The organism is Streptomyces graminilatus, assembly GCF_001418565.1.
Classification (GTDB): domain Bacteria; phylum Actinomycetota; class Actinomycetes; order Streptomycetales; family Streptomycetaceae; genus Streptomyces; species Streptomyces graminilatus.
In genome coordinates this window covers 1-10215 of record NZ_LIQQ01000142.1, presented here as the reverse complement: position 1 = coordinate 10215, position 10215 = coordinate 1, and the positions used below count along the sequence as shown (strand labels likewise).

Below are 10215 nucleotides of genomic sequence, written 5' to 3'. Positions count from 1 at the left end.
TCCGCCGCATCCGCCGGGTCCTCGGCCGCTGCCGACGCTGCCGCTCCCGGGTCGGTCGGATCCTCGACGGCCGCCGCCAGGTTCCCGCTCCCCGCGGAGGCGACCGCCGACACCGGCAACGGCAACGGCAACGGCACCGGCGTCGGTGCGCCGGCCGGTGTCTCCGCCCTGACGACCGAACCCGGTCCCGTCGGCCGTGCGGCTGCGACCGGCCCCTACGGCCACTCGTACGAGCCCGGTCCGGCCACCGGCGCCACGACCCGTACGGCGAACTCCCCGTCGTACGGCGTCCCTTCGCGGCCGGAATTTCCGACGGCCACCGGGTCCGTGCCGGGCAGCCGCGCCCCCCTGCCGGCTTCCACGCCCCGCGCCGACCTTGCCGAGCCCGCCTTCCGCGTCCACCCGGACAGCACCGGAATCCCGGCGCCCCGCGCCGCGCACGAGCCCCCGCCGCACACCCGTGCGACAGACGGACCGGGAGCCCTCCCCACCGGGGCCGACCCCTTCGCCGTCGGTCCCGACGGCTCCCGTCCGCTCCGCCGACGAGTGCGCGGAGCGACACTGCGGACGACCCCCGACGCCGCCGCCCAGCAGGCCGCGCGACAGGCGCCCCGGCCCGCCGACGCGGACGCCGTACGCGATTCGCTGGAGGAGTTCGAGGCGGCCGTGGCCCGCGCGCACCGAGACACCGGCGAGCACCCTCGCCCTCGCCCCACCCAGGACCCGGTCGCCCGCCAAGGCGACCACCGGCATGAAGTTTCGACCGACCCGACCGACCCGACCGACCGGACAGAACCGTCCGACCCGATCATCGTCAGGGACAACCCCCACCCTCCGGAAGGAGCCGAGCAGTGAGCACGTCGACAGGTGAGACTCCCGCCGGAGACCCCAACCCGATCGATCTGCGGGCCGCCGCAGACGACTTCACCTGGCTGCTGAGCCGTTTCGCCACCGAGACAGCGGGAGTCGTGGACGCCATCGCGGTGTCCTCCGACGGCCTGCTGATCGCCGTGTCGGCACTGCGCGAGCACGCCGACTCGGAACGGCTGGCCGCGATCGTCTCGGGCATCACCAGCCTCGCCGCGGGCGCCTCCGGCAACTACGGTCTGGGCGGCCTGAACAAGGTCATCATCGATCTGGAGGGCGGCCATGTCCTGGTCTCCGCGATCGGCAGCGGCGCCGTACTCGGCGTGGTCACCGGCAAGGAGGCCAAGCTGGGCAACATCGCCTACGAGATGACGGTGTTCGCCAACCGCGCCGGCAGCGCGCTCAGCCCGCAGCTCGTCCTCGAACTGAAGAACAGCGTCGGCGCCACACGCACCCGCTGAACGCGTGCCAGTCGTACCGAGAACGTAAAAACAGTAGATACCGTAGAGACCGTAGAGAGAGCGAAGACCGATGGCGGACGGCCGCACAGTGCGCGGGGCCGGAGAGGGCGACGTCGGTCCGGTCGGTCCCGCGTCCGCCGTACGACCCTTTCTGGTCACCGCCGGACGGGTCGCGGGCGCCGCGGGCGAGGCGTCGTCCGGGCGGACGATGCCCGTGGAGACCCAGTTGGTGGCCACCACCGGTGGGCTCGACGCGCTCCACCGGCTCTCCTTCGAGCAGCATGACATCGTCGCCGCCTGCCGCGTACCGCAGTCCATCGCGGAGATCGCGGCCAGGCTGCGGCTGCACCTGAACGTGGTGCGGGTCCTCGCCGAGGATCTCCGGACCGCCGGACAGTTGTCGGTGCACGTGCCCGACGCCGGCGTCACCCACGACGCGTCCGTTCTGCGCAGGGTTATCGATGGCCTCCGGGCCATCCCCGACTCCCGGAGGGTACTCCGTGACACCGACTGAACCGCTGGCCCGCACCTCGGCCGGACAGGCCGCCGTACGGCCGCCGTTGCCGGTGAAACTGGTGATCGCGGGTGGTTTCGGCGTGGGCAAGACCACCGCCGTCGGTTCGATCTCGGAGATCGAGCCGCTGACCACCGAGGCCGCCATCACCGAGGTCGCGGCGGGCGTGGACGACCTGAGCCACACCCCGGCCAAGACCACCACCACGGTCGCGATGGACTTCGGCTGCATCACCATCGACCCGACACTGAAGCTGTATCTGTTCGGCACGCCCGGACAGGAACGGTTCGGGTTCATGTGGGACGACATCGTGGAGGGCGCGATCGGCGGGCTGGTCATCGTGGACACCCGCCGTCTCGACGACTGTTATGCCGCCGTCGACTACTTCGAGCACAAGCAGATACCTTTCGCCGTCGCCGTGAACGCGTTCGACGGGCGGACGGCGCACACGCTGGACGAGGTCCGCTGGGCCCTCGATGTGTCGGAGGGAGTGCCGCTGCTGGTGTTCGACGCGCGGGAGCGGGGTTCAGTGCGGGACGCTCTGCTGGTTGTACTGGAGCAGGCGCTGGCCCGGAGCGGCGGGTAAGAACGTACGTACGTGCGGTTGTGGGGAACTGCGGGTCCGTTGTGGCTGGTCGCGCAGTTCCCCGCGCTCCTGGGTGGGTCGGGCTGAGGTCGGTCGCACCTGAACCCAGTTGCCCCTGAAGTCAGTTGCCTCAGTTGCTGCGCCGTACTCCCGGGGAGACCGCCGCCCGGCCCAGTGCCCAGAACAGGCCCAGCGTGGCGAGGGCCATGCCCGCCACCAAGGTCGCGCCGCCCACCACCTTCTCGTAGTCGTGCTGGTAGAGACCGTCGACGATGTAGCGGCCGAGGCCGCCGAGGCTGACGTACGCGGCGATGGTGGCCGTGGAGACGATCTGGATGGCCGCCGAGCGCAGCCCGCCGAGGATCAGCGGGAGCGCGGCGGGCAGTTCGACGCGCAGCATGATGCCGGACTCGCTCATGCCCATGCCCCGCGCGGCGTCCACGGGCGGCGGATCCACGGACCGCATCGCCTCGTACGTGGTGACCAGGATCGGCGGTACCGCGAGGACGATCAGCGGCACCATCACCGGCAGCATGCCGAACCCGAGCGCAATGGTCGTCACCACCAGCAGGCCGAAGGTGGGCAGTGCGCGGCCGGCGGTGGCCACCAGGGAGAGGACGTTGCCGCCGCGCCCGTAGTGACCGGTGAGCAGGCCGATCGGCAGCCCGATCGCGGCGGCGAGGACGAGCGCCTCCAGGGAGTACTGGACGTGCTCCCACAGCCGGGTCGGAATGCCGTCGTACCCGTGCCAGTGCGCGCTCTCGCCGAAGAAGGAGCTGACGAAGTTGATGACGTTCACCGGGCTGCGTCCTCCAGTGCGGGCACGGCCGCCGACTCGGGCCGGGCCCCGGCGGTCCTGGACTTCGCGCCGCGCTTGGCGCCCGGCATCCAGGGGGTGAGCAGGACGCGTACGACGACCAGCGCGCCGTCCGCGAGCACCGCGAGGGCGGCGCTGGTGATCACGGAGTTCCAGGCGAGCTCGGGCCGGTTGTAGATCTGCGCGTCGTGCAGCAGATTGCCGAGGGCGCCCTGGTTGCCGATCAGCATGCCGACGCTGACGAGGCTGATGCTGGACACGGTGGCGACCCGCAGACCGGCGAGGATGGCGGGCACCGCGATCGGCAACTGGACCTGGACGTAACGGCGTACGGGTCCGAAGCCCATGGCGGTCGCGGCGGCGAGGGTCTCCTGCGGGACCGAACGGACGCCGTCGACGATCGCCGGGACGAGCACGACCAGGCTGTAGACGGTGAGCGGGATCATCACCGTCAGTTCGGTCTGCCCCGTGTAGTCGATGAGGACGACGAAGAAGGCGAGCGACGGGATGGCGTAGAGCACGGTCGTCACCCACAGCACGGGCGGGTACAACCAGCGCAGCCGGACGCACAGTTGGGCCAGCGGAAGCGCCAGCAGCAGCCCACCGAGCACCGGCAGCAGGGCCTCGCGCAGATGGACCACGATGAGGCCGAGCCAGTCGTGCTGGAGGTCGCTGGGGATGTCGAAGAAGCGGTTCACCGGGTGGCGGCCTTCGGGTCCACCGAAGCGGCGTGGGCGCTGGCATGAGCGTGGGCGCCCCGGATGGCCTCGCCGATGGCCGTCTGCGAGACGACTCCGGCCGCCCGGCCCTCCGCGTCCACGGCGACCGCCCAGCCGGTGGGCGACAGCACGGCACAGTCGAGCGCGGCCCGCAGCGAGTCCTTCCCGGCGACGAACGGCCGCCCGTACGGCAGCAGTTGGCCGACGTCGACCCGTCCCGCCGTCAGCGCGCCGGGCTCGCTCCAGCCGAGCGGACGGCCGTCGAGACCGGTGACGAGGAGATAGGGGACGTCGGACGCGGCGCGGCAGGCGATCTGCTCGGCGGTGGCGTCGACCGCGACGACCGGGGCGGTGAGCAGATCAAGTCCCCCCGACGAGAAGAACGACAACCGCCGGATGCCCCGGTCGGCGCCGAGGAAGTCCTCGACGAACGCGTCGGCGGGGTCGGACAGCAGCTCGGCGGGCGGCGCGAACTGGGCGAGCCGGCCGCCGGTACGCAGCACGGCGACCATCGTGCCGAGCTTGACCGCCTCGTCGATGTCATGCGTGACGAAGACGATGGTCTTGCCCAACTCCGCCTGAAGCCGCAGGAGTTCATCCTGAAGCCCCTTCCGGACCACGGGGTCGACGGCGGAGAACGGCTCGTCCATCAGCAGCACCGGAGGATCGGCGGCCAGGGCCCGTGCCACGCCGACGCGCTGCTGCTGGCCACCGGAGAGCTGGTAGGGGTACCGCTTGGCGAACGAGGCGTCGAGCCCGACCCGTTCCATCAGCTCCCGGGCTCGCGCACGGGCCTTGTCCTTGCTCCAGCCGAGCATCCGGGGCACGGTGGCGATGTTGTCGACAACCGTCCGGTGCTGGAAGAGCCCGGCGTTCTGGATGACGTAACCCATGCCCCGGCGCAGGGTGTTGACGGACTGCTGCCGGCTGTCGACACCGTCGATGAGGATCGTGCCCTCGCTGGGCTCGACCATCCGGTTGATCATCCGCAGGGTGGTCGTCTTGCCGCAGCCCGAGGGGCCGACGAGGACGGTGATCGAGCGGTCCGGTATGTCGAGGGACAGCCGGTCCACGGCCACCGTGCCGTCCGGGTAGCGCTTGGTGACTGAATCTATCCGTATCAAAACGCCGAATACCCTTCGGGTCTGACTGATTCCGCCCACCCTCGACCAGCCGAGTTTCGGGCCGTTGCGGGGAGAGTCTAGACCGCGCACGTTTCGGACCTTTCGGCGGGAGAGAGGTGCGCGAAGCGCCCTGGATCCACCAGATATTCCGTGGCGCCCGGCCGCCCCGACGGATACCGTGCCCCGCATGACCGACAACCGAAAGGGCAGTGCCGCGTAGGCGCCCGTCCGCCCTGCGGGGCGAGATTCAGTTCCGGGGCGAGCACCGGCAGCGGTACGCCTCCATCGATGGTCTCTCCGGCTCCTGTACGGCCGACATCCGCCGGCTCGAACTGAGCCGCCACTGGCCGGAGTCGACAGCGGAGGCCTACTCACAGTGGAGGCTTCTGGCGTACGGGCCGCTGCGCCGGCTCGCCGAGCCGTTCCCGGCGCAGGCATGCGGTATCCCCTGGTGCGGATGCTGCCCTGGATACTTCCGCGACCACCTCGAAGACGTGATCCATGCCCTGCCCAGGAAGAGTGCCCGCGAACTGCGCACACTCGTAAGGAAGTTGGACCGCACGATCCTGGACCGGGCCAGGATCCTCCGGTCCGACCACGCCGACGAACCCTGGTGGTGGGGCCAGCTGTGAGGTTGTGAGCCTGTGGCGGAGCCTCGTCGCCCCGGGGCCGTATGCCCCGGGAGAAGCCGGGAAACCCCCTGACGGCCGAATGGCCACATGTCGCGAATCAAGGCGAAGCACCGGGAAACGCGCAGGTCAGCCATGGTGTCAGGGAGCCGGGCCGGGATTTCCGGGACTACCGGCAGTACGCGAGCGGTTGCGGCCCGTGTCCGGTGTTCTCACCGTGGGCCCAAAGAAAGCAGCTCTTGAAAGGACTGCGCATGCGCGCCCTCGTTTCCCGTTCCGGCCTCGGCCCCCGCTCCCGCGGGCTTCTCCTCCCGTCGTCCGTCGTCTGTGCCGCGCTGATATTCGGCCCGGTCGGCACGGCCGCCGCCGTCACCGACGCAGGACGGGACGCCTACACCTCCATCGGCGCCCACACGTCGTGGTCCCCCAAGTCCCCCACCACGTACCTGACTTCCTTCACCTCACCCAACTTCTGGTCGGCCTCCAGGTCCTCCACCTCCACGGACCGGATGCTCAAGCGGCTCGGCGCTCTCGACCGCGCCGACCGCACCGACGTACTCGCCCCGGTACTGAACGTCCTGACCGACCTCACCGAGCAGACCGGCACGGGTCGTATGACCGCGGCCCAGGCGGCGGGGTTCGCCAAGGCGGTCGAGACGGCGAAGGTCTCGCTCAAGCAGCGTCTGGCGGAACGGACCGGCACGTCCAACAGGGCGGCGGCGGCCATGGCGGACCCGATCTCGGACCTCCTGGACCAGCTCCAGGCCACGCTCAGCGGTCTCCTCGACTCGGTGACCGGCCTGGTCGGCGGCCTGTTGGGCACGGTCACGGGCCTGGTGGGCGGCCTGCTCGACACCCTCACCGGCCTCCTCGGAGGCCTCCTGGGCAGCCTGCCGCCCCTGCCGGTGGAAGTGCCCCACCGGTCGCACATGCCCCCGCTGGACCTGCCCCCGGCCCCGCTGCCCGCCCTGCCTGCCCTGCCCGCACCAGGGGGCCTGACGGGGGCGGACACGGCAATGGAGATGGGGAGCATGGAGGACATGGTCCAGTGACACGGACCGGCTAGCCCGGTGGCCCGCCCCGTCGACGTCCGGAATGGACCGTCGGCGGGGCGGGCCCGTGGCCGTCGGCGGGGCGGCCCCGTGTGATGCGTTCACCGCCGCGCAGGCCGCGCGGCAAGTGGTCGAAGATCAACCGGGGCGCGGGCTAGTGAGTCTCGAGCCACCGCAGCAACGCCGCGAAACCCGGGGACATGGCGGTGTCCGACTGGGTGAGGACGGTGGTGGAACGACCGTCCTCCTCCACGGTGATCGTGTAGCTCATCGCGTCCCGCGCCCGGCCGGGCCGGTCCTCCTCGGCGGCCGGCCCGGCCGAAACCGCCTCGGCGACCAGCCCGGCCAGCTCCGCCGCATCGTTCGCGGGCAGGGCGGCGGAGTCCAACTCCTTCGGCGGGAGGCGGAGTTGAATCGCAGCCGCCAGCCCGCCGTGTTTCTCCAGAGTCACCTTCATCCGCGGGTCACGTGTTCCCGCTGCATCGCGGTCATGGCCTTGGACAGGCTCGCCACCTGGGAGGCCAGCGCGTCGATCTGCCGGTTCAGGGCGGTCAGTCCGTCGTCGCGGGCCGCCCCGCCGGTGTCCTGGCCGGCCGTGCGGCCCGGCGCGCCGTTGCGGCCGGCGCGGCCCAGATCCCGCGCGACCCCGGCCGGGACCCCGCTGACCTGGATGCCGACCTCCTGCCACGCCGCCAGCACGGCCAGTTGCTCGTTGCTGCCGGCCCCGTACAGTTCCTCGGCCTTCTGGTGGGTGGTGTCCGCGAACCCCTGGAACTGCGTGTCGATGCTGGATGCCTTGAGCGACTCGTACCAGATGAGCGCGGGAGCCCCCCACGAGGACCCGCCGATGTTCGTCGCCGTCAGGTAGAACGCCTTGTTCGGGATGCCGGAGTTGATGTGCACCCCGCCGAAGTCCCCGCGCTCGTTGTCCGGCAGGTGGGCGAAGTGGCTCATGTGGTCCGGCTGGGGGTCCTTGCCGAACAGTTCGTTGTCGTACGCGTGCCCCGGCGCCTTCATCGACCGCAGGGCGTCGGCGTCGATCTCCGGGGTGAAGACCTCGGCCCCGATCAGCCAGTCCGCCACCTCCGCCGACTGGTTCAGCGACCACTGCTTGACCACCGAGCCGAAGACGTCCGACATCGACTCGTTCAGCGCGCCGGACTGGCCGTGGTAGGCGAGTCCCGCCGTGAACTCCGTGACCGCGTGCGTCAGTTCGTGGGCGATCACATCGAGTGATCTGGTGAAGTCGGTGAACAGGGTTCCGTCCCCGTCACCGAAGACCATCTGCCGGCCGTCCCAGAACGCGTTGTTGAACTTCACGTCGAAGTGGACGTATCCGTCCAGCCGCATTCCCCGGTCGTCGACCGAATTCCGTTGCAGCACGGTGCGGTAGAAGTCGCGTGTCGTGCCGAGTCCGTCGAACGCCCGCCGGACGGATTCGTCCGTGGACGCCGCTCCGTCCTCCGACTGGGCCAGCGTGGCGGTGGGCAGGAGCCTGCCCTGCTGGCAGTCGAAGACGGTCCGCCTGCCGTTCCCGGCGGAGGCGGCACCGACGAAGGACGCCCGGAGCCCTCGTTCACCACGCAGCCGGGCGGTGGTCAGCATGGTGTCGAGGGCTGCTTTGCGAACCCCCGTGTGCTCGCTGTCCAGAAGCTTGTCGAGAAGGTGCGGCGGGATGATGCAGTTCACTCGACGGGTTCTGCTCATGACATACCTCCTGTGCGATGGGAGTGCCGGTGACAGTGGTCATCTGAATTCCCGGGGAAACCGGGCGGAACATCCGGGCCATCACAGAGAAAAGGCAAGAAAAAAAGCACAAGGCACAAACGCACAAGACACAACGCGCAAGGCCCAAGGCTCAGGCACAAGGCACAGGAAAAGGCAGCCACAAACAGTCTCCTGCCGACGCCGACCCCTGGCAAACGCAGCACGAAAACCGCGCCCGGAGCCGCCGCCCCGTCCCGTCTCACCCGGACGGCCCTCGCCGGTGGCGGTCCGGGCCCGGAGTTGCTGGCCTGGGACCCCGTCCACCCTCAGAGGGAGTCCGCATGCCCGGCCCGAACGAGAACTCCGGCCCGCGGAGGACCGACAACCTCACCGAGACCTTCGCCTTCCGCTGCCTCGCCTGCGGCGCGGCCTGGAAGCGCACCTTCGACGTCGTCGTCCTCCTCCCCGACCCGGCCGGCTGCCTCAACCCGATGGAGTACGTCGACGAGGACGGCCGCGCCATGCACTCCCCGCTGACCGACGCCGTATGCGCCACCTGCGGCAGCCGAAAGGTCCGGGTGGGCTGACGTACGGGTGGGCCGAACAAGGCCCGTCTACTTCTCCTCGGAACCCTCGGGCTCGAAGGACGCGAAGTACGCGGCGGCCATGTCCTCGTCCCCGTGCCCCTGTTCGGCGGCACGCCGGAACCGTTCGGCGCTCGCGGCGGCAACGTCGAGCCGTACGCCGTTCCGCTCGCCCGCCTCGACGATCAACCGGGCGTCCTTCGCGGCCGTGGACACCGCGAAACTCGCCGGAGTCAGCTTGTCGTCCAGGATCAGGCCGGCCTTGGCCCGCAGATAGCCCATGTCGAGCGGCCCCCCGGCGATCGCGTCGAAGAAGCTCTGCGGGTCGACCCCGAGAGCCTGGGCCAGGGCCAGCACCTCACCGGTCGCGCTGGTGGCGGCGAGCACCCAGCTGTTGGCGACGAGCTTGAGCCGCGTGGCGCTGCCCGCCCCGCCGTCCGCGCCGGTCCACACCGTACGGGCGCCGACCGCGTCGAGGACGGGCGCGACGGCCTCCCGGTGCTCCACGGGCCCGGCGGCGAGCACGAGCAACTGCCCGGCCTCGGCGGGCTGCCGGGTCCCCAGCACGGGCGCGTCGAACAGGACGAGCCCCAATTCCCCTGCCAGCACGCCAAGTTCACTGATCGCGTCCACCCCGGCGGTGGTCGACTGGACCCAGGCCGCCCCCGGCCGGAGCGCGGGCGCGGCCTCGCGCATGACCTCCCGGACGGCGGCACCGTCGTACAGCATGGTCAGGACGACATCCGCGTCCCGTACCGCGTCGGCGGGCGTGTCGGCGACCAGGATCCCGCTCTCGGCGGCCAGCGGCTCGGCCTTGGCGCGGGTCCGGTTCCACACCCGGACGGCGTGACCGGAACGGGCGAGGTTACGGGCCATGGCGGCGCCCATGATGCCGGTGCCGAGGACGGCGACGGTGAGGGTGGCGCCGCTCTTGCTGTCGGTGTCGCTGTCGGTGTCGGTCATGGAGCCAGTAAACCAAGTCGACGGGGTCTTGCCGGTGGGTGAATCCATCCACCAGGATTCCGCGCGATGGATAAATCAGCGAACCGGAGCCGGCCGTGACACCGGCACTCAAGTCAGCGAGCGGCCTCCTGACCGCACTGGCCCTCTGTGTGCTGGGCACCGCCCCGGCCCCCGCGGCGACGACGACAGCCC

General features: G+C 70.7%; 12 protein-coding genes and 1 pseudogene. 7 read left to right on the top strand and 6 right to left on the bottom strand.

Annotation, left to right across the window (positions count from 1 at the left end; translation table 11 throughout):
* From AOK08_RS47260 to AOK08_RS13820, 4 genes and pseudogenes are all read left to right on the top strand, one after another.
* Nucleotides 1-855 (top strand): annotated as a pseudogene (locus tag AOK08_RS47260) (histidine kinase); the annotation flags it as partial.
* On the top strand, nt 852-1328 hold the full coding sequence (locus AOK08_RS13830) for a roadblock/LC7 domain-containing protein (protein ID WP_055525838.1): 477 nt from the start codon (nt 852-854) through the stop codon (nt 1326-1328). The pseudogene AOK08_RS47260 and the gene AOK08_RS13830, both read left to right, overlap by 4 nt.
* Before the next feature lie 70 nt (nt 1329-1398).
* Nucleotides 1399-1842, top strand: a complete 444-nt coding sequence (locus AOK08_RS13825) for a DUF742 domain-containing protein (protein WP_055525837.1) — start codon at nt 1399-1401, stop codon at nt 1840-1842.
* Entirely contained in the window at nt 1829-2428 is a 600-nt protein-coding gene (locus AOK08_RS13820) for a GTP-binding protein (protein WP_055525836.1), read from the top strand. The genes AOK08_RS13825 and AOK08_RS13820 overlap by 14 nt, the downstream gene beginning before the upstream one ends.
* A gap of 130 nt (nt 2429-2558) precedes the next feature.
* Here the strand turns inward: AOK08_RS13820 and AOK08_RS13815 are convergent, their stop codons facing one another.
* Genes AOK08_RS13815 through AOK08_RS13805 form a run of 3 tightly spaced genes read right to left on the bottom strand, consistent with a single transcriptional unit; the run spans nt 2559 to nt 5088 of the window.
* Nucleotides 2559-3227 carry an ABC transporter permease gene (locus tag AOK08_RS13815; RefSeq protein WP_055525835.1) on the bottom strand — a complete coding sequence of 223 codons (669 nt, stop codon included), beginning with the start codon at nt 3225-3227 and terminating at the stop codon, nt 2559-2561.
* Entirely contained in the window at nt 3224-3943 is a 720-nt protein-coding gene (locus tag AOK08_RS13810) for an ABC transporter permease (protein ID WP_055525834.1), read from the bottom strand. The genes AOK08_RS13815 and AOK08_RS13810 overlap by 4 nt, the downstream gene beginning before the upstream one ends.
* Nucleotides 3940-5088, bottom strand: a complete 1149-nt coding sequence (locus AOK08_RS13805) for an ABC transporter ATP-binding protein (protein WP_079054009.1) — start codon at nt 5086-5088, stop codon at nt 3940-3942. Before AOK08_RS13805 ends, AOK08_RS13810 begins: the two co-directional genes overlap by 4 nt.
* A gap of 209 nt (nt 5089-5297) precedes the next feature.
* Here AOK08_RS13805 and AOK08_RS13800 point away from each other — a divergent pair, with 209 nt between their 5' ends.
* Nucleotides 5298-5720, top strand: coding sequence for a hypothetical protein (locus AOK08_RS13800; protein WP_055525832.1), 423 nt, complete (start codon nt 5298-5300; stop codon nt 5718-5720).
* A gap of 251 nt (nt 5721-5971) precedes the next feature.
* Nucleotides 5972-6769, top strand: a complete 798-nt coding sequence (locus AOK08_RS45695) for a hypothetical protein (RefSeq protein WP_055525831.1) — start codon at nt 5972-5974, stop codon at nt 6767-6769.
* Nucleotides 6770-6923: 154 nt separating this feature from the next.
* On the opposite strand, the gene AOK08_RS13790 is transcribed toward AOK08_RS45695, so the two are convergent.
* Together AOK08_RS13790 and AOK08_RS13785 are read right to left on the bottom strand one after the other, a co-directional pair.
* Nucleotides 6924-7226, bottom strand: a complete 303-nt coding sequence (locus AOK08_RS13790; RefSeq protein ID WP_055525830.1) for a protealysin inhibitor emfourin — start codon at nt 7224-7226, stop codon at nt 6924-6926.
* A complete protein-coding gene (locus AOK08_RS13785) occupies nt 7223-8476 on the bottom strand; it encodes a M4 family metallopeptidase (RefSeq protein WP_055525829.1) in 1254 nt (417 codons plus the stop codon). The genes AOK08_RS13790 and AOK08_RS13785 overlap by 4 nt, the downstream gene beginning before the upstream one ends.
* A gap of 341 nt (nt 8477-8817) precedes the next feature.
* Between AOK08_RS13785 and AOK08_RS13780 the strand changes: the two genes are divergently transcribed.
* A complete protein-coding gene (locus tag AOK08_RS13780; protein WP_055525828.1) occupies nt 8818-9063 on the top strand; it encodes a hypothetical protein in 246 nt (81 codons plus the stop codon).
* A gap of 27 nt (nt 9064-9090) precedes the next feature.
* Here the strand turns inward: AOK08_RS13780 and AOK08_RS13775 are convergent, their stop codons facing one another.
* Nucleotides 9091-10023, bottom strand: coding sequence for an NAD(P)-dependent oxidoreductase (locus AOK08_RS13775; RefSeq protein ID WP_055525827.1), 933 nt, complete (start codon nt 10021-10023; stop codon nt 9091-9093).
* Nucleotides 10024-10215: the final 192 nt, after the last annotated feature.

Bases quoted from the DNA above. Each gene is read 5' to 3' on its own strand.
- AOK08_RS13780 (WP_055525828.1), top strand. From the start codon at position 8,818: ATGCCCGGCCCGAACGAGAACTCCGGCCCGCGGAGGACCGACAACCTC.
- AOK08_RS45695 (WP_055525831.1), top strand. From the start codon at position 5,972: ATGCGCGCCCTCGTTTCCCGTTCCGGCCTCGGCCCCCGCTCCCGCGGG.
- AOK08_RS13785 (WP_055525829.1), bottom strand. From the start codon at position 8,476: ATGAGCAGAACCCGTCGAGTGAACTGCATCATCCCGCCGCACCTTCTC.
- AOK08_RS13825 (WP_055525837.1), top strand. From the start codon at position 1,399: ATGGCGGACGGCCGCACAGTGCGCGGGGCCGGAGAGGGCGACGTCGGT.
- AOK08_RS13790 (WP_055525830.1), bottom strand. From the start codon at position 7,226: ATGAAGGTGACTCTGGAGAAACACGGCGGGCTGGCGGCTGCGATTCAA.
- AOK08_RS13775 (WP_055525827.1), bottom strand. From the start codon at position 10,023: ATGACCGACACCGACAGCGACACCGACAGCAAGAGCGGCGCCACCCTC.